Source organism: Microcoleus vaginatus PCC 9802, from assembly GCA_022701275.1.
GTDB classification, from domain to species: domain Bacteria; phylum Cyanobacteriota; class Cyanobacteriia; order Cyanobacteriales; family Microcoleaceae; genus Microcoleus; species Microcoleus vaginatus_A.
The window spans coordinates 1368536-1390578 of the sequence record CP031740.1 but is presented as its reverse complement, the minus strand read 5'-3'; the positions used below and the strand labels follow the sequence as shown (position 1 = coordinate 1390578).

Annotated in this window: 16 protein-coding genes and 2 pseudogenes; 11 read left to right on the top strand and 7 right to left on the bottom strand. The window is 43.9% G+C overall.

Annotated features, from left to right (window positions below; translation table 11 throughout):
* Positions 1 to 70 precede the first annotated feature (70 nt).
* Together D0A34_05820 and D0A34_05815 are read right to left on the bottom strand one after the other, a co-directional pair.
* The gene (locus tag D0A34_05820) at positions 71 to 1351 is read right to left on the bottom strand and encodes a recombinase family protein (GenBank protein ID UNU18458.1); all 1281 of its coding nucleotides are present in this window, start codon (positions 1349 to 1351) and stop codon (positions 71 to 73) included.
* A gap of 3 nt (positions 1352 to 1354) precedes the next feature.
* Complete coding sequence (locus tag D0A34_05815; GenBank protein ID UNU18457.1) at positions 1355 to 1714, bottom strand: glyoxalase; 360 nt, start codon at positions 1712 to 1714, stop codon at positions 1355 to 1357.
* A 310-nt stretch (positions 1715 to 2024) separates the two neighbouring features.
* Between D0A34_05815 and D0A34_05810 the strand changes: the two are divergent.
* From D0A34_05810 to D0A34_05775, 8 genes and pseudogenes are all read left to right on the top strand, one after another.
* Positions 2025 to 2318: pseudogene (locus D0A34_05810) on the top strand (SDR family NAD(P)-dependent oxidoreductase).
* 60 nt (positions 2319 to 2378) lie between these two features.
* Positions 2379 to 4505, top strand: coding sequence for a HAMP domain-containing protein (locus D0A34_05805; GenBank protein ID UNU18456.1), 2127 nt, complete (start codon positions 2379 to 2381; stop codon positions 4503 to 4505).
* Positions 4506 to 4886: 381 nt separating this feature from the next.
* Positions 4887 to 5327, top strand: coding sequence for a hypothetical protein (locus D0A34_05800; GenBank protein ID UNU18455.1), 441 nt, complete (start codon positions 4887 to 4889; stop codon positions 5325 to 5327).
* 75 nt (positions 5328 to 5402) lie between these two features.
* Entirely contained in the window at positions 5403 to 6200 is a 798-nt protein-coding gene (locus D0A34_05795) for a hypothetical protein (protein ID UNU18454.1), read from the top strand.
* Positions 6201 to 6459: 259 nt separating this feature from the next.
* Entirely contained in the window at positions 6460 to 11904 is a 5445-nt protein-coding gene (locus D0A34_05790; protein ID UNU22184.1) for a GAF domain-containing protein, read from the top strand.
* Positions 11905 to 12060: 156 nt separating this feature from the next.
* Positions 12061 to 13296: an adenylate/guanylate cyclase domain-containing response regulator gene (locus D0A34_05785; GenBank protein ID UNU18453.1), complete on the top strand. Its 1236-nt coding sequence runs from the start codon at positions 12061 to 12063 to the stop codon at positions 13294 to 13296.
* A gap of 31 nt (positions 13297 to 13327) precedes the next feature.
* Positions 13328 to 13936, top strand: coding sequence for an ATP-binding protein (locus D0A34_05780; protein UNU18452.1), 609 nt, complete (start codon positions 13328 to 13330; stop codon positions 13934 to 13936).
* A gap of 66 nt (positions 13937 to 14002) precedes the next feature.
* A complete protein-coding gene (locus D0A34_05775) occupies positions 14003 to 14356 on the top strand; it encodes a hypothetical protein (protein UNU18451.1) in 354 nt (117 codons plus the stop codon).
* A gap of 125 nt (positions 14357 to 14481) precedes the next feature.
* Here D0A34_05775 and D0A34_05770 read toward each other — a convergent pair whose 3' ends face one another.
* Both D0A34_05770 and D0A34_05765 read right to left on the bottom strand, forming a co-directional pair.
* On the bottom strand, positions 14482 to 15963 hold the full coding sequence (locus D0A34_05770) for a histidine kinase (protein UNU18450.1): 1482 nt from the start codon (positions 15961 to 15963) through the stop codon (positions 14482 to 14484).
* A 130-nt stretch (positions 15964 to 16093) separates the two neighbouring features.
* Positions 16094 to 16924 (bottom strand): alpha/beta hydrolase, encoded by an 831-nt coding sequence (locus D0A34_05765; GenBank protein ID UNU18449.1) that lies wholly within the window; start codon positions 16922 to 16924, stop codon positions 16094 to 16096.
* A gap of 158 nt (positions 16925 to 17082) precedes the next feature.
* On the opposite strand from D0A34_05765, the gene D0A34_05760 reads away from it, so the two are divergent.
* The gene (locus D0A34_05760) at positions 17083 to 17283 is read left to right on the top strand and encodes a hypothetical protein (protein UNU18448.1); all 201 of its coding nucleotides are present in this window, start codon (positions 17083 to 17085) and stop codon (positions 17281 to 17283) included.
* Positions 17284 to 17379: 96 nt separating this feature from the next.
* Positions 17380 to 19284, top strand: a complete 1905-nt coding sequence (locus tag D0A34_05755; GenBank protein UNU18447.1) for an outer membrane protein assembly factor — start codon at positions 17380 to 17382, stop codon at positions 19282 to 19284.
* Between the two features lie 16 nt (positions 19285 to 19300).
* Here the strand turns inward: D0A34_05755 and D0A34_05750 are convergent, their stop codons facing one another.
* From D0A34_05750 to D0A34_05740, 3 genes are all read right to left on the bottom strand, one after another.
* On the bottom strand, positions 19301 to 19537 hold the full coding sequence (locus D0A34_05750; protein ID UNU18446.1) for a hypothetical protein: 237 nt from the start codon (positions 19535 to 19537) through the stop codon (positions 19301 to 19303).
* Between the two features lie 64 nt (positions 19538 to 19601).
* On the bottom strand, positions 19602 to 20903 hold the full coding sequence (locus tag D0A34_05745) for a PBS lyase (protein ID UNU18445.1): 1302 nt from the start codon (positions 20901 to 20903) through the stop codon (positions 19602 to 19604).
* 45 nt (positions 20904 to 20948) lie between these two features.
* Positions 20949 to 21500 (bottom strand): CPBP family intramembrane metalloprotease, encoded by a 552-nt coding sequence (locus D0A34_05740; protein UNU18444.1) that lies wholly within the window; start codon positions 21498 to 21500, stop codon positions 20949 to 20951.
* A gap of 59 nt (positions 21501 to 21559) precedes the next feature.
* On the opposite strand from D0A34_05740, the pseudogene D0A34_05735 reads away from it, so the two are divergent.
* Positions 21560 to 21823 (top strand): annotated as a pseudogene (locus D0A34_05735) (acylphosphatase).
* The last annotated feature ends 220 nt before the right edge of the window (positions 21824 to 22043 follow it).

Sequence of the window (22043 nt, the reverse complement as noted above, 5' to 3'; positions counted from 1 at the left end):
CCAAATATTCCACTTCTTTAAGAATTGGGGGATCTAACCTAGGAGCTACGGATGAAGGTCGAGCTAATCGTTAAAAAATGAAAATAATTTGCAGTTTCCAAGTTGTATTTTCCCGGACGATTTCAATGCGATCGATAAATTCTCGAAAGTAAAACCTGCGTTCTGATTCTGATAAATCGAGCCAAAATTGGGGAAGGGAAACTGTTTGGGCAGTTTCTCGCAAATTTACTGGGGGTAGTTGCGCTAATTTGCTTTGCAGTTCGGCAATTTCGGTGCGGATTTTGTAGGCTCTAAACTCTGCCGTTTCCGTGTCTAAAATGCCGCTGTCAATTAGGGCGGGAAGTTGCTCTAGGATTTCTTGTTTTGATGCGATCGCCCTGACAATTCCTGCTTTAATTCCATTCATATTCGGCATTTGCAAGCCAGCAACAGCATCGGGTAAATCCCGACAAATACCGGCGATGGTTAATTGCAATACTTCATCGTAGGAAAGGCCGCTACATTTAGGCTGTTTTGGACAGGTAATCGGTCGCAAATAAAGGTATTCTTTTTCTTTGCGGTAGGAGGTGACTTTGGCAACTGTCATGGGCGATTTGCATTCTGCACAAATTGCTAAACCTGCGAGGGAACGTGGGGCGCTAGCGCTGCGAGGAGAAAGGCAGCGGTTGCGGCGCAGCAATCTGTCTATTTGGGCGGCTTCTTCTCGGGAAATAATCGGGACGTGGGTGTTAGAAATTACTTTGCCGTTTTGATATTCCAAATCGCCTCGGTAAGCGGGGTTTGTCAGCCAGCGGCGGCCGGTACTTACAGAAATTTTTTTGTTGTATTTCTTGGCTAAATACCGCACGGAACCTCGCAAGGAACCGTAAATTAAAAAGTGTTCAAAAAAGTCTTTGACGGTGGGGGCGGTGGTTTTATCGATCGTATAACAATCTTTGCCGCGCCGGTAGCCGTAAGGAGCCTTACCCGGTGGAATGCGGGATTTGATGCGGTTGCGCGCGTGTCCTTTGCGAATACTCCGGCTGTGTTGGCTGCGCTGGATTTCTGCGAGTATTTGCAGCAAGTTTTTGCGGTTTCGCGGTTCTGTTTCTGCTTGTACGATGATTTCGACGCCGAGGTTTTCGAGTTGGGCGAGGTGCGAACACACTTGCTGCAATGTGTCGCCTAGTTCTTCAAACCGCTGAATTAATAAGTATTTGACTGGTTCTCTTTGGCAGTCTTTGAGGAGTTGCTGAAGTTGTTGCCGCCCCCCTAAGTCTTGATAGGTGCGATCGACTTCTTGACCCCAAATTTCCGGTGCGGGTGCTGCTTCCAGTAGCGGTTCGGTGTAAGAATAAGCGATGATTTTCATCTGTTACTCACTGAGTTCGATGATGTTGCCGTCGGGATCTTGGGTAAATAATGCCGATCGACCTGACGCGCTCATTTGGAACGGGCAATTGTGAGCGATTAACTGCTGTTTGGCTGCCTCTAAGTTAGCAACAGAAAATGCTAGATGTCGGTTGCGTCCCCATTTGGCATGGTCCACGGCATCTGGGATAATTGTTGCACCTAAAATTAAGTGGAGCTGGAAGTCGCCGATTTGATACCAGATTCCGGGAAATTTTAAGTCTCGATCGATTTTTTGCAGTCTTAGTACGGTGCTGTAAAAGTGTTGGGATTTTTCCAGGTTGGAGATGAGTATGGCGCTGTGCAGGGATTGAGTAATTTGCATTTTTGTTTGGTATTTTTTTTTATTTTAACCGCTGATGCAGGCTGATGCTCGCAGATTGGTTAATGTTTGTTCAGTTGTGGATATGATAACATTGTCAGTTGCTCTTAATCTATCCAAAAAGGTAAATAGGTCATCGGAAAAAATCTGAATAGAAAATCGGAAATTGTAGGGGCGCGTTTAGTTAGAATCTATAGCAGCAGCGAGTTTACTACTGCAAAACCCGCCGTCTCCCCATGTTATATTTATTTGTACCTACTTACTTATAAATCATGAAAAGCAAACAAGTATTTTTGACGGGTAAAATGGGGGAATTGTGACTGTCGCTTCGCGTGGCGGCGGACAGCCGATTGGACAAGGGGTGGCTTACTTTGCTGCTAAAGCTGGAGTGGTGGCGCTCACAAAGGCGATCGCAGATGAAACAAAAGGTACTAATATCACTGCTAATACTGTCCTCCCTCGTGTGATTGATACTCCGACAAATCCATCGTTAATGGGTTCGGAAAAGGCTCACTAATGGGTGAAACCTGAATCTCTAGCTCAAGTAATTTACTTTTTTGGTTTGGAAGCTGCCAAAGATGTTCGCGGCGTCGTTATTCCGATTTAGGGCAGCATTTGAAAAGTTAATCAACCTACTGTAAACTGCCCGCTGGGAGTGTTTTTAACAATGGTTTCAGAAAAAAGTGCGATCGTCTCCAGATCGGGCAAATTCCGTCTCCGCAATGTCTTGGTAGTTCCCTTTGTACTCCAAATTTTGGCTGCTGTTGGCTGCGTTGGCTATCTCTCTTACAGAAACGGAGAGCAGATAGTCAACGATATTGTTAATCAGTTGCGGCAGGAAGTGAGTGCGAGAGTTTACGAACGTGTCCAAACCTATCTGGAAGATCCGCCACTCGTGAATCAGATCAATCAGGATGCTTTACGTCTGGGGGTGTTGAACTTTGACGATTTGGAGCAAGCTCGACCCTATTTTTGGAAACAAGTTCTGCAATTTAATTCGATCGGTTACGCGGGAATTGCCAACGAAAAAGGTCAGTATCTGCGTGTGGGTTGGGTAAATCGGCTGGTTGGGCTTGAACAACCTCAGCTTGCCCAGCAACTGAGTCCCGGGAGTGGCGACTTGATATTTTACAACCTGGACGCTGATGGAAACCCGACAAAAATTGACAAAACCACGCCCAATTATGACGTTCGCACGCGCCCTTTTTACAGAGTTGTTGTTGAGAAGAAACAGGCAGCTTGGAGTGAAGTTTATATTAATTTTGGCTACGGTACGCTGCAAATTAATGCGAGTATACCCTATTACGATGCCAAGGGCAAACTAATTGGCGTCCTGACTTGCCAGATGGGACTAGATCAAATTCGCCACTTCCTGCAAACCTTAAGGGTGGGTAATTCCGGTCAAGTATTTATCATTGAACCCCAGGGTGAATTAATAGCAACCTCGGTTAAAGAACAGCCTCTTTCGGTTGGAACAGGCAAAGATACAAAGCGGATAAAAGCACAGGAAAGCAGCAACCCGCTGATGCGTCAAAGTGTGGTTTATCTGCTCGATCGCTTTAAGCATTTGGAAGACATCAATCAAACTGTTCAACTTGACTTTAAGCTGAACGGTGAGCGGCAATTTATCCAAGTTTCTCCGCTAACTGACAAGTACGGCCTCAATTGGCTGAGTGTAGTAGTAGTTCCTGAAGTGGACTTTATGGCGCAAATTTATGCTAACACTCGCCAGACCATTTGGCTGTGTATTGTGGCTCTCATTGTCTCTGTCGGAGTGGGTATCTTCACCGCTAGCTGGATTACTCGCCCTTTGAATCAAATTGCTCAAGCTTCAGAATATCTAGCAGGTGGTGCTCTCAACCAGAACGTTGATTCCAGCCGGATTTTGGAAATTGAAACCTTAACAAATTCCTTTAACAGCATGGCGAGACAACTGCAAGAATCCTTTGAAACGCTAGAAGATAAAGTCAAAGAACGTACCTCTGAACTCGCCACAGCCACTAAACAAATTGCTGCTCTCAACCAGCGTCTGAAAGCGGAAAACCTCCGCATGAGCTCCGAGCTCGATATGCTCAAACACATGCAGCAGTTGATTCTGCCAAAACCTGCTGAACTTGCAGCCATTGAAGATTTAGATATTGCCGGATTTATGGAGCCAGCCTCGGAAGTAGGCGGTGATTACTACGACGTACTTTGTACTAACGGGGTTGTCACGATTTGCATTGGTGATGTCACCGGGCACGGATTAGAAAGCGGCATTTTGATGGTGATGACTCAAGCTGCTGTCCGCACTCTTCAGGAAATGCAAGAATCCAACCCGGTGCGTTTTTTGGATACCCTCAACCGCACTCTTTATAAAAATGTCCAGCGCATGAATTCCGACAAAAATATGACACTAGCTTTGCTCAACTATGCGGATCGCACAATTAGTATCAGCGGTCAACATGAGGAAACTCTTGTGGTTAGGAAAGGTGGTCAAATACAGCGGATAGACACCATAAATTTAGGATTTCCGCTCGGGTTAGATGAGGATATTTCCGATTGGATTAGCCATATTTTAGTAGAATTAGAACCTGGGGACGGGGTGGTGCTTTATACTGACGGCATCCCCGAAGCTAGAAACATACATAAAAAATTCTACGGTATCGAAAGACTCTGTGAAGTGGTTTCTCAAAACTGGCATTTGAGCGCCGAACAAATTAAGGAAGCTGCCATTGATGATTTGCGACAATTTATTGGAGAACAAAAGGTATTTGATGACATTACATTGCTTGTTCTCAAGAAAAAGGATTAAGTTTCGTTTGTTTTCCTTCTTGCTTTATTCACCCATCGCTGCTCTTCTAAAAAAAGATATTTAGTATCATCTGCTGTGTTTGAGATAAAAATATGAATAAATTTTTATAAAACGCTGGCTCTACCGCATTAGTAATTAAAGATCTATTCTACTCTATAAATTAATGACAAACAGCCTCTTTCGACTACTGTCAATCTTATTAACTATCGCAGTAATAACTCTGTTTCCCGGAGTTGCTAATGCAGGTCAGATTTCCGTTCACAATTCTACTAACCAGTCAATTACTTGTGATGCTTCTGGTGGTATTCGCAACACAGTTAAGCAAAATATGCAGAGGATATTGCTCTCCTCCGGCCAAACTCTTGCACTCAACCCACAGGATTGCTCGACGCAAACGTCGATCGCGTGGAGTGTACGGCATACAATGTTGACAATCTGAACGTCACCCCCAATAGTCCGGATCGCTATTTATGTTTCACCGATCAAGCCCAGCAGACTTTATCGGTATTGTTGTACCCCTATTTACCGACAACACCAGAAGCAAATTTTCAGCCGATGGTACAGCGGATTGTTAATGAGTTTCAACAAAAAAATCCCCAGGTTTTGCTCAATGCAGTAATGACTCAAGATTTAGAATATGACACCTATACCTACAGCAATTTACCGAATATTCTGGGTAAAAATGGATTGGATTTAGTTGAACTTGATACCTTAATGTTAGGTGATGCAGTGGATAACCATTTGATTCTTCCAGCTTCCCAAGCAATATCAACTTCCAAGTTTTGGCAAGTAGGTCTACAAGCATCAACTTACAACAATTAACTCTACGGTTTTCCTACTTGGCTGTGCTCATATTTTTTATTCGGGCGAGACCGGGATATTTTGCAAGTTAAATCAGTGCCGGGATTAATTAATTATTTATCTCACAAACCACCCGTCAAACCGCGATTAATTGCCAATTTTAACAGTGACTGGAATGCGATCGGCTTTTATTTGGATGGCTATACAGACTTGTTGGGGTTTGAGCAAGTGACAGAAGCTTTGGAAAAACCGCTCGTTCCGCAGGTAATGAACACTTTAGTAGAAATGTCTTCGGAATGTGCAGTCAATGGTACAAATAGCTGTGTCAACAACTACTATAATCAAGATCCCAACGCGGGATACCAGGACTTTTTAGCAGGGGTCAGCAGCTTTATTGGCTTTTCGGAAAAGTCTTTCTATATCCGCTTGTCCGATACCCAAAAGCTACCTCTTTTTGCAACACCAGCTCCCTATGGTCAGGAACTTAAACCATTGGTTTTTGCTGATACTTTAGCTGTGAATTCTTCTCGATGTAACAATCAAGATTGTCAGGCTAATGCTGTCAAGTTTATCGACTACATGAGCAGCGTTGATACCAAACTCTGGATTGCTTTTAGCGAAGATTTAGATAGCGGTACGCCACCCCGGCGATCGCTACCAGCCATCAAAGCTTTCTACGACCAGCCGCGAGTCGAGCAAGACGAACTATATCCGGAATTCGCAGCAGTAGTCAAGAACCAAAACGCAAATTTCCCTAACTCTATTTCCGACAATAAAAAAATAGCTATATACCAAGAAATTTGTCCGGAATTCAACCAACAGGACCCTGAATATCCCAAATGTGACTTTACCAGGCGATCGATCCTACAAAGCAAGCGCTTCAAAGGTTTTTAACACAATTGATGTGATTCGCGATCGGTTAGCTATCGATCATTGTTTTTTTGTCAAATCTTCCCTAAACCTTGCGGGCTGTAGTAAACTAATCACTAAGGATCGCAAACTTTTTTATATTCCTTAAACTAAAAGCTTACTAGGATTTAGCAACCTGAGCGGTGGTAAGTACGTTCTGAATCGCTGAAACCAGTGCCCCCAATTGCATCGCTCCATCGATTTTTGCCTTCTTCCTTTAAGATCTACTATAGTAACTATGACCCTGATATCAATTCCCGGCTACCGGGCGATCGAACAACTCTACTCAGGCTCTAGAACCTTGGTTTACCGAGGTTTTTCTGAATCAGACAATCAACCAGTCGTCATCAAACTGCTCAAATCAGAGTATCCCACTTTCAGCGAACTGGTGCAGTTTCGCAATCAGTACACCATTGCCAAAAATATTGAAAATTCCGGTATTGTCAAACACTTAAGTCTGGAAGTATACCGTAACGGTTTTGCCTTAGTGATGGAGGATTTTGGCGGAATTTCTCTAGCAGAATACATCACCAATGATGCTTGGAACCTCAAGGACACAATTACCACTAGCCTAGAAAATTTTTTACAAATAGCCATTAAAATCTGCTTTTGTTTAGAATCAATATATAACCACCAAGTTATTCACAAAGATATCAAACCCCAGAACATTATAATTAACCCTAAAACTCAAGAAGTTAAAATAATAGACTTTAGTATTTCCTCGCTTTTACCTCGAGAAAATCCACAAATTAAAAATCCCAACATCTTAGAAGGGACATTAGCTTATATGTCTCCCGAACAAACTGGAAGAATGAATCGTGGGATTGACTACCGCACCGATTTTTACTCACTAGGAGTAACTTTTTACGAACTGTTGACAGGACAATTGCCATTCCAATCTAACGATCCGATGGAATTGGTTCACTCTCACATTGCTCGCCAGCCAATTCACCCGATCGCCCTCAATCCTGTCATCCCCCAAGTATTGAATGACATAGTGCTCAAACTGATGGCGAAAACAGCCGAAGCACGCTATCAAACAGTTGGTGGCATCAAACACGATTTAGAAAAATGCTTAAAAGAATACTCAGATCATGGCACTATTCAACTGTTTGAATTAGGCAGCAGAGACATTTCCGAACGCTTTGTCATTCCAGAAAAACTTTACGGCAGAGAAAGCGAAGTTTTGGCCCTATTCGCAGCCTTCCAGCGGGTCGCTTGTCCCCAAGAAAATTTCGCAGCCGCCGATTTGGAGGTTTCCCCTAGTAGCAGCCGAGAGCCTCAGAAACTCCCCCCTAGAGCTACTACCGAAATCATGTTGGTAGCAGGCTTTTCCGGGATTGGCAAAACCGCTGTGGTGAACGAAGTTCACAAACCAATCGTCCAGCAGCGGGGATACTTTATCAAAGGGAAATTCGACCAATTCAGGCGTGATATTCCCTTCTCAGCTTGGGTACAAGCTTTGCAAAGTTTCCTGCAGCAATTACTGACAGAAAGTGTTACTCAAGTTCAGCAGTGGCAAGCCCAAATCTTATCGGCTTTAGGCGATAATGCTCAGGTAATTATTGATGTTATCCCAGAATTAGAACTGCTGATTGGCCAGCAACCTCCTGTCCAGGAATTAGAACCCAGTCCTGCACAAAATCGCTTCAATCTGTTATTTCAAAAGTTCATTCGTGTCTTTGCTACCAAAAATCACCCCTTAGTGATATTCTTAGATGATTTACAATGGGCAGATTCAGCATCTCTGAAACTAATGCAATTGTTGCTCGGCGAATCAGAAGGTCAACATTTGCTGCTAATTGGCGCTTATCGAGATAATGAAGTTTCCAGCGTTCATCCCTTAATGCTGACTTTATCAGAGATTCGCAATCTACCAAATCGCAGTATTGAGCGCCCAGCCCCTATAATTAATCAAATTACTCTCGCGCCACTTTCAAAAATTGACTTAAATCGTCTAGTTGCTGATGCTTTAAGTTGTCCGCAGTCTCGCTCGATTTCTTTAACAGAATTGATTTTTCAAAAAACTAAAGGCAATCCTTTTTTTAGCAATCAATTCCTCAAAAAGCTGCATGAAGATAAGTTAATCTATTTCGATTTTACCCCGTTGGATGGGGGACAAAGGGGTGGTTGGCAGTGCGATATTACTAAAATTAGAGAATTGGCAGTCAGCGATGATGTCGTGGAATTTATGGCGACTCAATTGCAAAAATTGCCGCTAACTACTCAAAACATTTTACAACTAGCTGCTTGTATTGGCAGTCAATTTGATTTAGAAACCTTAGCCGTTGTTTGTGAAAAATCTCAAATAGATACTGCGGCTGATTTATGGAAAGCATTGCAAGAAGGTCTAATTTTACCGCAAAGTGAAGTTTACAAATTTTTTGCAGATGATGGAGAGTCTACACCATTAGCTGTTGCCGATTGTCAATTGCCCAGTTACAAATTTTTGCACGATCGCGTTCAACAAGCTTCTTATTCTTTGATTCCCGATGAGGCAAAACAGTCAACTCACCTAAAAATTGGCAGATTGTTGTTGAGTAATACCCCAGAAGATGAAAAAGAAGATCGAATATTTGATATTGTCAACCACTTGAATATTGGAGTGGAATTAATTGTCGATCGCACCGAAAGAAATCAACTAGCTTCCTTGAACTTAATTGCGGGACGTAAAGCTAAAAATTCTACAGCTTATGCTGCTGCTGTGGATTATTTAACTATCGGCAGAAACCTGGTAGCAGATGATAGCTGGACAAATTTATACGACTTAACGATCGATCTCTATGTAGAAGCGGTTGAAGCCGAATATTTGAATACCAAGTTCGATTTGTCGCACCAACTGGCGGAAATAGTTCTATGTCGAGCGCACAATCTCCTCGATCAATTCAGAGTTTACGAAGCGAAAATTCAGTCTTATATTGCTCAAAATCAGATGAAATCGGCAGTAGATACGGGATTGCAAGCTTTGGGAATGCTGGGTGTTTCTTTGGAAACAAAACTTCCCGCTACAGTAGAGATATCTGCCTTAGCTAATTTGCCCGAAATTAATGATCCTTATAAAATTGCTGCTTTGAGGATTTTATGTGCGATCGCTTCTGCCGCTTATCTAGCTAGTCCAGAACTTTACCCAGCCGTTGTGTTTACAATGGCACATATTTGTAGCAAATATGGGAACTCTGCACCGGCTAGTTATGCCTATGCTTGTTGCAGTTTAATCTGTGAAGTAATCGGAGAAATTGAATTAGGCTATCAATACGGCCAACTATCTTTGCAGGTATTAGATAAATTCCCATCCCAAGAATTTCACTCGAAAGTTGTGATGGTGTACAATGCTTGCGTGAGACATTGGAAAGAACCGAGTCGATCGAGCATAGCGTCTTTGGTATCAGCAGTCCAAAGCGGTTTAGAAACTGGCGATATCGAGTATGCTTGCTATTCGGCTATGTATCTTTGCATCTACAGCTTTTTTAGCGGCGAAGAGTTAAGCTCTGTAGATACAAAATACGAACAGTATCTCGAGCTAATGCTGAATTCCAAACAAGAATATCAGACTTATTATACTAAAATCTGGCGACAACTTACATTAAACTTACAAGGATTAGCTGAGGACAATTGTCGGTTAGTGGGCGAGAGTTTTAATGAAGATGAAATGTTACCAGTTTTGCTGGCAGCAAATAATGTCTCTTCCATCTTTGGGGTTTATTTTGCTAAATTGGTGGTGAATTATTTGTTTGGCGATCGCGATCGGGCTGTGGAAAATGCCCACCTAGCAGAGCAATATGTCGCGGGTGTCGGCTCGTTGATGATGGTTCCCCAGTACAATTTTTACCATTCCCTCGCCCTGGTGGCACTGTATCCCCATGCTGATTCGATCGCTCAAGAACAATACTTGAACCAAGTTGCAGCCAAGCAGGAAAAAATGCAAACTTGGGCCTTCCATGCACCGATGAATTATCAGCACAAGTATGACTTAGTAGCCGCAGAAATAGCACGAGTATTGGGACACAGGCTCGAAGCAATGGATTTGTACGATCGCGCCATTGCTACGGCAAAAAAAAACCAATACCTCCAAGAAGAAGCACTAGCAGGCGAATTGGCAGCTAAATTCTACCTTGAATTAGGCAAAGATAAAATTGCCCGCGTCTATCTAACGGACGCTTACTACGCTTATGCTCGCTGGGGAGCTCCAGCAAAAATTCATGATTTAGAACAAAAATATCCCCAATTACTCTACCAAATTCTCGAACAAAAAACAAGTTTGTATGCGGGAGATACAATCGATCAAACTATAGTCGAACCCCTAACCTCTACTGGCAATAATATTGGCAATAGGCTGGACTTGGCAACAGTTATTAAAGCTTCTCAAGCCATATCTGGAGAAATAAACGTCGAGGAATTGCTATCAACTTTGATCCGCATTTTGACCCAAAATGCGGGAGCCTCAAAAGGCTCTATCATCTTAGAAAGAGCTGGCAAATTATCGATTGTTGCTAAATGCTTAGACGAGCGCTGCTATTTGCCGAATATTCCCCTTTCTCAAAGTCAACATCTTCCCATCACTGCCATTAACTACGTCTGGCGTACCAGAGAAACCTTGGTAATTAATGATATTGCTACTGAAAATATCTTTGCGGCCGACCCCTACATTATTCAGCACCAACCTAAATCTGTATTGTGTACTCCCATAGTTAACCAAGGTAAAGCGATCGGCATTTTGTACTTAGAAAATAGTCTCGCCCCAGGTGCATTTACTCCTGACAGATTGGAAGTCTTAAAAATTCTCTCTTCCCAAGCAGCTATTTCGCTGGAGAATGCTCTGCTATATCAAACTCTAGAAGATAAAGTTGAAGAACGTACAGCCCAACTAGCCCAAGCGAATCAGGCAATTTCTGCCCTCAACCAACGTCTCAAAACCGAAAATCTGCGGATGAGTGCCGAACTCGATATCCTCAAACAAATGCAGCAGTTAATTCTGCCCAAACCTGCGGAATTAGCTGCAATTGCAGAGTTAGATATCGCTGGCTTTATGGAACCAGCAGAGGAAGTTGGTGGCGATTACTACGACGTACTTTGTACTGACGGGGTGGTTACGGTCTGCATTGGTGATGTCACCGGACACGGACTAGAAAGCGGCATTTTGATGGTAATGACTCAAGCTGCTGTTCGCGCTTTGAAAGAAGTTCAAGAAATAGACCCGGTTCGCTTTTTAGATACCCTCAACCGCACTATTTATAAAAATGTCCAGCGCATGAACTCGGACAAAAATATGACCCTAGCTTTGCTCAACTACGCCGATAGCACAATTAGTATCAGCGGTCAACATGAGGAAACTCTTGTGGTCAGGAAAGGCGGTCAAATCCAGCGGATAGACACAATAGATTTGGGATTTCCCATCGGCTTAGATGAGGATATTTCCGATTGGATTAGCCATGTTTTAGTAGACTTAGAGCCGGGGGACGGGGTGGTGCTTTATACTGACGGCATCCCCGAAGCTAGAAATATGCACAAAAAATTCTACGGTATCGAAAGACTCTGTGAAGTGGTTTCTCAAAACTGGCATTTGAGCGCCGAACAAATCAAGGAAGCCACCATCGATGATTTGCGAAAATTTATTGGAAAACAAAAGGTTTTTGATGACATTACTTTGCTAGTATTGAAGCAACAGGGAAATATTGTGCATAATTTATGATTGACCGTCGTCAACCCGGTTTCTACGAGGGGTCTTGGATTTAGTGTTCAAGCATCGAAGCAGAAACAGGATTTCGAGTTCCGCACCTGTAAGTTATAATAATTTACAGCGAGGAAGTCAAACAATTTTGCGCTTCCAGATTCGGAAGTATAAATTATGAAACCACAAATAAATGTAGCACCATCTAAATCTCCCGAAGAACTCCATACCCAGCTACAGGAGTTGAGCCAAAAACTTGAGGAAGTCGAGGATGAAAAAAATAGCTATGAAACCTTAGTAGAAATTATTACCCAACACTCCACGGATCTGGAAAACCAGATCCGTCATAAAAACCGAGAGATGCAGACTTATATCGAGCAGGTAAAAAAGGTTATAGATGCAGCTATTGCTGTAAAAAACAATAGCTTTCAACCCCAGATATTGTCAGATGTGGCAGCACGCAGTGATGCACTGGGAGAACTGGCACAGGTATTTTCCCATATGGTGCAAACGGTGAAAGCGCGGGAACAAGAATTAGAGAAACTTTTGCAGGCTTACGGACGTTTCGTTCCCGATGAATTTCTCCAATTTCTCGGCAAGCAGAGCATGGGTGATTTCCAGCTTGGAGATCACGTGAGCAAAGAAATGGCAATTATGTTTTCCGATATGCGGTCGTTCACCACGATGGCGGAGCAAATGACTCCTCAAGAAAACTTTGACTTCATCAATAACTATTTACAGCAAATTAGTCCCGAAATTCGTAAGCACAACGGTTTTATTGTCAAGTATATTGGAGATGGAGTTATGGCAGTTTTTCCTGATGGCGTGGATGATGCTATTCAGGCAGGAATTGTGAAATTGGAGCAGTTGCAGAAATACAATCAAAGCCGTAACATAAATGGGGATATACCGCTGAAGATCGGCATTGGTATCCATGTGGGTGATACGATGGTTGGGATTATTGGAGACGCGAATCGGATGCAAGCAGATGCGCTCTCAGATCATGTCAATCTCACTGCTCGTCTGGAAGGTTTGACTAAGTATTATGGCGTATCTTTATTAATTTCTGGAGATGCGGTACAACGTTTGAGTCAACCCGAAAAGTATCATATCCGTTTTTTGGATCGGGCTATTGTCAAAGGTAGACAAGAAGCCATTACAGTTTGTGAGGTGTTAGATGTTGAAGTAGAACCCGTGCGAGCGCTTAAAATTCACACTTTGCCTATATTTGAGGAAGGACTCCAAGAATATTGTCAGGGAAATTTTGCTAAAGCCATAGTTTGTTTTGAACAGATAGTAGCCCTAAATCCAGATGACAAGCCCAGTCAACTTTACCTAAAACGCATCCAATCGCTGTTAGAAAAGAGTATTCCTGCTAACTGGAATGGCGTGTGGAAATTCACCCAGAAGTGACATTAATACATCAATTGGAGGGAGAGAAATCATGACATCTGGAAGCTTAAAAACAATGACACAAATTTTTGGAGAATTCATTGAAGAATTTCCTCCTGAACACGACTCTCTAGAACTTACATTTACCCCCAGTTCTCGCCCCATCAAACAGCGCTGGCGCAATAACAGGCTTTCAGCTCATTTTGTAGCCGATTATTTGTCTAGCTTTCTACCGGTGGATGAGGAGGATGCTAGCAGCGAGAAACGCATAAAAGAAAGTAAGGGAGCTGTGAGCTACGTAGCCAACGAACTGTTAGAAAATGCGATAAAATTTAACAACGATGATACTAATTATAAGGTCAAATTTGGCATACACTTTATTGGTGAAACAGAGGTGACGGCGGTAATTTTTGCCAGTAATAGTGTGAATGCACAAGGCGCAAATAAGTTGAAGGAGTTTATTCAAGAAATTATGGCTTCCGATCCAAATGAACTTTATTTGCAGCAGCTTGAGAAGAATGCGGAATCTGAAAGCGATACCTCGGGATTGGGATTGCTGACGATGATTAATGACTATTCAGCTAAGATAGGTTGGAAATTCGATCGCAGACCAGATAGTGATACCATCATTGTTACAACTGTGGTTCAAATTAGGGTCTAGTTTCTAGCATTTCAATATTTACTCTCTTGTGCGATTGCAATATTTTAGTCAGGAAAAAAAATCACAATGGGCATTCAAGAAATTAAAGGTGAAGATTACAGCATTCACTACGATGCAGAATCAGTCACAGTCACTTTCCAAGGCGAACTCAGCCTGAGCGGCCCTGCAGAGTATGCACCAATAGCCGAATTGTTAGATGAGGTCGCCAATGGCGAACCTTCTACTATTACCTTGAACCTAAAACAATTGGAATTTGTTAACAGTTCTGGTATCAGTATGCTGTCTAAATTTGTCATTAGCGTCCGCAAAAAGAAAACGATTCAACTTTTGGTATTGGGTTCAAATGATATTCCTTGGCAACAGAAATCTCTCAGAAATTTAGAAAAGCTGTTGCCAACTTTGAAGCTAGAATTAGACTAGGATATGTGTAAATTTTAACTACAGTTAATATAGGCGGGACGCCCGTGCCACACACAGTTAACACAGGGGGGACTCCCGTGCCACACACAGTTAACATAGATAAATTTGGATGATTAGTAAATTGCTTAAGTTTGCTGGATCGGCAGTTCAATGATAAACTCGGTTCCCTTGCAGGGTTCCGACTCGCACCGGAGCGCTCCTCGGTGATTTTCTACTAAGATTTTGTAGACAATAGACAATCCTAAACCGGTACCTTTACCGATTTCCTTGGTGGTGAAAAACTGCTCGAACATTCGCTCTTTTATCTGTGGTGTCATTCCGGTTCCCGTGTCAGCAATCCGCACTCTCACGCGATCGGGCCCCGCTAATTCTGTTGTGATCAAAATTTTTAGCGCAGCATAGGGCTGATTTTGTGAGGCCTCATCCAAAGCATCGATCGCGTTGGTAATTAGATTCATAAATACTTGATTGAGCTGTCCTGAATAACACTCTACAGGAGGCAATTTTCCATAATTTTTAACTACTTGAATGTCGCGACGGTCTATTTGAGAATTGAGACGGTTTCGCAAAATTAACACGGTGCTGTCTATGCTGTCGTGCAAATCGCACATACTCATGTTACTGTTATCGGTTCGCGAAAAGTTGCCCATAGATTTGACAATTTCGCGAATGCGATTGGAACCCATTTGCATGGAAGAGATAACTTTAGGCAAGTCTTCAACTAGAAAATCAAGATCTATCTCTTCGATTTTAGCTGTGATTTCGGGACAGGGATGGGGATAGCATTCTTGATAGAGACACAGCAGGTGCAACAAATCTTGAGTATAAATTGCGGCATGGCTCAAGTTGCCATAAATAAAACTAACTGGGTTATTAATTTCGTGGACGATACTAGCCATTAGCGCCCCCAGCGAAGACATTTTTTCGCTGTGGAGGAGTTGAGCTTGAGTTTGTTTGAGTTCGTAAAGTGCGCGATCGATCTCGGCAGCTTGAGCTTCTGCTTTCGCGGTAGCAGCACAACTTTCTTGATAAAGTTCTACCTGTTTAAGATCGATTTCAAATTGTTCGATTTCGCTTTCTTGCTGGTATTGGCTCACCACGGCATCAAAAGCTTCTAGTAATTCGCCGCCAGCAGCTTCGACAATATACAGCAGATGGGGATTTTCCGGCCTGAGTTCGGCATCGGGAACTTGCAGCAATGCTTTTATTCGATCGATATATTGGCGCACTTGTTTGTCTAGATACAGTGGCGCCTCAAAATACAGTGCCTTGACGGTGGCTGAAGGGGGACTCACTAAATTGATGCTGCTGTCAGTATTAATTAAGTCGCGGTGCGATTTTTCCATAAGCTCGATCGCCTCTAACAAATTCCCCCGCAGTTTGGCTCTTTCTACCCCATTCTGAGAGCCAACTAACCTCATGCAAAAAAAAGCCGTTCGTTGGGAAAGCATTCGCTGACGGCCACTGATATTAATTACCGCAGCACTAATTTTTCTGGCTGTCGTAATTTCTTCCAGATTAAAATAGTTCCTCATTGCCGCCATTGGTAATATCCCCGACTCAATTAAATGTCTGTAGCTCCTGCTGACACAAGATTTAAGAGCCATAATAAAAAATTGTACAATACACTAAGCAATATATTCTGTATTTATTACTAAAGTAGTATAATAAAATACAATTATTTTCAATTAGTAGTTTATCACAATTTTTATGAGTCGGCTTTTTGCACCGTTTTTCTTAATCATTCAAAAATTTACAAATCAACTTCGCCATAATTTGAGCTTGAGTTTGTGGCAACCGGTGAGCAGCATTGGGAATAATTGCTAACTCGGCCCCCGGTATCTCGTTAGCGTAGGTTTGACAGTGCCATAAAGGAATTGTTTCGTCACTATCTGCTGCGATGACTAACGTAGGAACTTGCAATTGGTGAATTTCTTTTTCTACTGTATCAACTGCATCTTCTGGCCGCATCCGGCTCATTAAAAATGACTTTGCTACTGGTTGAGACATTAACTCCCTGCGCCACCCGGAAATTTGCTGCAATTTCTCACTTTTTCCAGCTAAACTAGCAAAAGGTTTTGCCAACTGCAAGGCCCAATCCACGGCTGGCGTTTCCCACAACAGTGGCCGCAAAGCATCATATTGACCACAAAAAGTGTCGTCCCGAATTCCCGCCGGTGCTGCTAACACTAAACTGCTAACAGAATTAGGATATTTTAGAGAATATGCAGATGCTACCCAACCGCCAAAAGAATGTCCGATAATACAGCAATGTTCAATATTTAGTTGTTCTACAACTTGCCGGACAAAATCAACTTCTACAGCTACGTCATAGCGGATTTCGGGTTTACTGGATTCTCCAAAACCTAACATATCTAAACTGATGCACCGAAACTGAGATTGCAATAACTCAATTAATGGCAGCCAGCAAGTCTTTTCTCCGAAGAAACCGTGCAGCATCAATAAGGGTCGGCCGCACCCGATGTCGAGGTAGGCGGCTGTTTGGGTGGTGCTATTGACAAATGTACTTAAGGTGTGCTTGTGTTCTACAACTGCTTGAGACTGCATGGCGATCGACTCCTGATAGGTAAGAAATCTTTGTAAACAATTGTAACAAAACAGCAGTCCAAAGGTTAAACTTCATTACGGAGTACACAATTAGAAATAGACCATGATATTGTCTATGATTATTAGAAAATACTACAAACTCAAAGCAGGAGAACACTTTGAACTCTACTTTAAAACAGTACCCGGCTTGCTCTCTTCGCGAAGATGTCAGTGAGTACGTAGCACACCTACAGCTTCACATGACTTTACAAGCTCGCAACTTGCTCCCTACCATTACCACCGCTAAGGATAGTCGCGAACAACTGTTGCAGCAGACTCAGGCTCATTTTGAGAAACGTGTTTCTCGACAAGCTATTTAAACAAATTTAACGATCGCCCGCGATCGAACTTTCCCACATTTCAGCATCCCAGAAACCCGGTAGCCTCAAAAATACCGGGTTTCTTTTCGGCTAATTATGCAGGGGGCCCGGTTTTGGGTAATATGCGTTGGGTGTGCTTTAAATTTAATATCTATGCGAATTCCGATTATTGCATTTTTGACTTTGGCTGCGCTGGCTGGCGGCGAATTGGCAGCGCGGGCGATCGATCCGAGTGCCCCAGCGACTGAGGCGGAGTTTAGAGAGGGAACCGCAGAAATTGACACGCGAGACGCCTGTCCCACAAGGGCACAGAGGGAGGAGGATGAGGTGAGTCTCACATCTGGCACTATTCTCAAGAACGGGCAAGATGCCCGTTCCACAAGAGATGAATTGTTTTGTGGAACAGGCATCTTGCCTGTTGATAAAAAGCTGATTGAGAATGGTGCAACATCTCAGGTGAGTCCAACTGTGCAGGATTGGCCCGCATCCGATGAGCTCGCAGCTTCTGCTGGAGAAGTACGCGCGGCGCAGCTATCCCCTAGGGAATCTCCCTCTCTCAAGTCCAGCCACAATAAAGATTTTACATCTCTGTTAAAAACTCCGGCGACGATCGCGGCCAACGCCGAAATCCCCGAAGCAGTAAACAGCAACACCCGACAGCTAGGCGGTACTCTACAAATCAGTCAAGCCGGCAATGCTGAGGGCGTTTACGTTGCAGAGGTGGAAATTCGCTTTGTCAATTCCAGAGGCGAAGCAGTTGATAAAAAAGGGAATCCGGTTGAGGGCAGAATTTCGGAAGATTTTATCCGAGGCGAGGTCAAACTCAAGGCGGGGGATAACTACAGCCGGGAAGTTGTACGATCGGATTTGCAGCAGTTGCAGCAATTGGGATTGTTTGACAAAGTGACGGTTTCGATTGAAGAAGTTGGCACGGATGTTAATGTAATCTACAACGTTCAAGAGCGATCGGCTCGCTCTTTTAGCGTGAGTGCCAGTCTTAGTGATGATATTGGCGTTGCTGTTCCTCTTTCCTATACCGATCGAACTTTCGGCCGAAACCCGCAGCGGCTAGCGGTAGAACTTCAGCCCAGCCTCCGAGGTATCCAGTACGATGTCCAGTTTGTCAGCCCTTACGTTGCCGCCGAAGACCGTTTGGGATACAGTGTGAGAGCTTTTGGCGATCGCAGAATATCGGAAATTTTCAACAAAGATATTGATTTGCCCAACGGCAACCGAGTTAGGGAAATTCGGATGGGGGGAAATCTCAGGTTTACCAGACCTTTGGGCGATTGGCGAGGGACTTTGGGACTGAATTATACAAATATCAGCACGCGCGATCGCAACTTAAATATCGCCCGCCGCGACGAACTCGGCAATCCTCTCACATTCAGCGGCAGCGGCGTTGACGAGTTATACACTGTTTCTTTTGGGGCGATGCTCGATCGGCGGGACAATCCCTTCGACCCAACCAGAGGCTCGATTCTCAGCCTCAGCACCGAGCAGTCGATACCTCTAGGGCGAGGTAACATTGTGAGTAACAGGCTGTTAGCGAATTATATACATTATGTACCAGTAACTTTGTTCGGCATCAGCGAGTCCGAAGCCTTGCCCGAAATGCTGGCTTTTAACTTGCAAGCGGGTACGGTAATCGGGGATTTGCCACCAACGGAAGCTTTTCGTCTCGGCGGCCGCAATTCCGTGCGGGGTTACGATAGCGGGGATATTGGCAGTGGCAGGAGTTATTTTTTAGCTTCCGGCGAATATCGGTTTCCTGTGGGCCAGGATGTCGGCGGCGTGATATTTGTTGATTTTGCGTCGGATTTGGGCACAGGAGATAGTGTACTGGGAAAACCGGCGGTAGTCAGGGACAAACCGGGGACTGGGGCGGGTGTTGGGGTGGGTGTGAGGGTGCGATCGTCCTTTGGATTAATTCGCTTAGATGTGGGTGTTAGCGACTCCGGTGACATCAAATTTATACTCGGTACAAAGCAGCGATTTTAAGAATAGTGCAACAGACTCAGTTAACCCACAGTCTGAAATAGATTTTGTGCGACTCAATTGCCACCAAAGCCGTTGGCAGGGCATCATCAAACCTATCGGCCTCGGCTGGCGGGGTGCCGGTGATTGCTGCTAAGGGTTGGGCGAGTTGTCGATCGAATAATTGAGTTGGATTTCTTTGCTCAACCCAACCTCCAAAGTTTGTGGTAGTAATAGAAATTGAGTCAAATACAGCACCTCGGTAAGGACACAACAATGTTGTATCCCTACTGTGTTGTAGGCAATTGACAATTGCTATATTTATTTAGGCTCGTAAAGGCTTAACGCTTTGGTTTCTTTACATCAACAGTTTTCGGCTTAGCCGCCGGAGTGCGCGGATAAAACTTAAACTTATTGAGCGCAGCACTTGCCGATTTAGCCACACCGCTATCTATATCTCGCAAAGCTTTTTGTAGTAGCGGAATCACTTTTTCAGACTTAATCATTGCTAGTGCTTCCACAGCAGCTTCGCGCACATCCGGGTGAATATCTTGAGCTAATTTTCCTAACGTTTCTATTGCTCGCTGACCTTCGGCTCTCAGAGCATTAGCAGCACCCATTTTACCTAAAGCAGACGCTGCAAACTTGCGGGTTTCTTTGTCCTGACTTTGAACACATCCCATCAACTGCGGTAGGGAATAGCTTGGTGCTTGTCTGGTAATTGGAAGCTGTGGTTCGACTGCTGGTTGATGTAAATCAATTGGTTGTGGTTCCGAAAAATCTGTGTAATTTAACTCTTCTTGAACTTCTGTTTGATTTAACTCACTTGACTGTTCCTCCCAAACTTCTTCTTGTGGTAAATATTCTCCAAATTCTGTGGGATTTAACTGACTGAACTGCTGCTCCGGGACTTCTTGTTGTTGTACATTACTCTCGTACTGCTCTTGCAAAGACCTGATAGTAGCTTGCATCTGAGCTTCGTGCTCTCTCAACTGCTCGTGAGCCGCGTGCAACTGACTCTCGTATTGCTCTTGCAAAGCCTCCATATTTAACTGCATCTCAACCTCTCGGTTCTCATATTCCTCGGCAATTTGCCTCAAGCGAATTTCGTGTTCATCTTGCAGGTTTTGCAAATGTTGCTCCATCTGAGCTTGATAATTTATATGCAATTCGTCAGCAACTCTGAGTAAATGATGTTCGTGTTCTGCTTGCAAAGATTGGATATTTTGCTGCATCCTAGCATTGTTAGCAGCTTCTAATTCCTCGCTGATTTGTCGCCGCAGCTCGTACTCGTCTACGCTGGCAACTGGTTGGACCTGACTGTCGCGTTCGGCCAAAACTTGTTGGAGCTGATTTTCATATTGAGCTGCAACTTGTTTGAGCTGGTTTTCGTATTGGGTAGTAACTTGTCTGAGTAAATTTTCGTGTTCGATAGTAGCTTTTCTAAGCTGATTCTCGCGTTCTCCTTGCTGAGATTCGACAGCTTGTTGCACCCGAGACATCTGAGCTAATTCTATTTCCTCAGTAATTCTGCGAGTTTGCTGCAAGTATTCTTGTTTTTGCTTCTTTAAGCGCTTTTCCACCAACCAGTAAGCAACTGCTACCCCTGCCAAAAAACCTACGATCGCTCCTATGATACCCACAACTGAGATCCTCCCGACAAAATAGTTATGCTGGACTTTTTACATTTAACCATACAGCCTCCTGTAACCGCCCAGTAGCAACAGCCAGGCTGTCACTGCGAGCCAGTGAACCGCCACCGCAGGCCAGATAGAACCGCTTTGCAGGTATGCGATAGAGCACGCAACTCCCAAAATTGCCGCCAGTAGTAAAAACACTGGATTCATAAAGGTCGATCGACCAACCGGGTAAAAAGTCAGCGCGTTCAGCGGGTGGTAAACTACAAAAGCCGCCAAACTCGCGCATCCCCAAAACCACAGCGTTAACCCAGAAGCCTTCTCGAACGGGTGCGGCAGCATTAACACCCGGAACAATAATTCCTCGGTGATGCCCGGACTTAACAAACAGCCCATGAGCACTCCCACAATTGTACGCCGAGAGGTTTGCACGTCTACTTTTAGAAATCCCGACCAAAAACCCACCGAAAGAGCGATCGAAGTGTAAACCAGCGCGAGCATAGCTGCAACCAGCCAATCAGTGAAATCGGGAATAGTTGAAAAAGCTAGGGTGATGCGGCGTATCAGGAATCCCGGCAGCGCCATCGCACTAAAATTTAACATAATCAAACTGATCCTTAAAATTTTCAAACAGATGTTAGCAGTAAGTTGAGCCGTTTATTATGCAAAACCAATCATTGCCGCCCGTCAGAGTCCGCGTTTTTGTTTCGGGATTAGTTCAAGGAGTAGGATACCGATATTCAACGAGCAATCAAGCAAAGTATTTCGGCCTCAGCGGCTGGGTAAGAAATCTCCCCGATGGGCGCGTCGAGGCTGTCTTTGAAGGATCCAAAAAAGCTGTGGAAGAAATGATTAGTTGGTGCCGCCGCGGCCCCACCGGTGCTACGGTTAGTGAGTTGGTTTTGGAATACGAAGACGCGGAGGGCGATTCCCTACCCTACCCTACGGGAACCCCTACGGAGAACGGGAAACCCTGCGGAGAACCGGATAGCTCCGCTTCACGCACTTTTGAGATCCGCCGATAAAACAATAAAGGGAATAATCTGGGGTTGAAATTGCTACTGTAGAAACGAGGTCTGCCTTGTATAAGGCAGGCTTCGCTCAGGCAGACTAAAGAATGAATCGCATAAAAAGCGCGAATTTGGT

Coding starts and splice junctions, on each gene's coding strand:
- D0A34_05820 (UNU18458.1), bottom strand. CDS start 1,351: ATGAAAATCATCGCTTATTCTTACACCGAACCGCTACTGGAAGCAGCA.
- D0A34_05815 (UNU18457.1), bottom strand. CDS start 1,714: ATGCAAATTACTCAATCCCTGCACAGCGCCATACTCATCTCCAACCTG.
- D0A34_05805 (UNU18456.1), top strand. CDS start 2,379: ATGGTTTCAGAAAAAAGTGCGATCGTCTCCAGATCGGGCAAATTCCGT.
- D0A34_05785 (UNU18453.1), top strand. CDS start 12,061: ATGAAACCACAAATAAATGTAGCACCATCTAAATCTCCCGAAGAACTC.
- D0A34_05780 (UNU18452.1), top strand. CDS start 13,328: ATGACATCTGGAAGCTTAAAAACAATGACACAAATTTTTGGAGAATTC.
- D0A34_05775 (UNU18451.1), top strand. CDS start 14,003: ATGGGCATTCAAGAAATTAAAGGTGAAGATTACAGCATTCACTACGAT.
- D0A34_05770 (UNU18450.1), bottom strand. CDS start 15,963: ATGGCTCTTAAATCTTGTGTCAGCAGGAGCTACAGACATTTAATTGAG.
- D0A34_05765 (UNU18449.1), bottom strand. CDS start 16,924: ATGCAGTCTCAAGCAGTTGTAGAACACAAGCACACCTTAAGTACATTT.
- D0A34_05755 (UNU18447.1), top strand. CDS start 17,380: ATGCAGGGGGCCCGGTTTTGGGTAATATGCGTTGGGTGTGCTTTAAAT.
- D0A34_05740 (UNU18444.1), bottom strand. CDS start 21,500: ATGTTAAATTTTAGTGCGATGGCGCTGCCGGGATTCCTGATACGCCGC.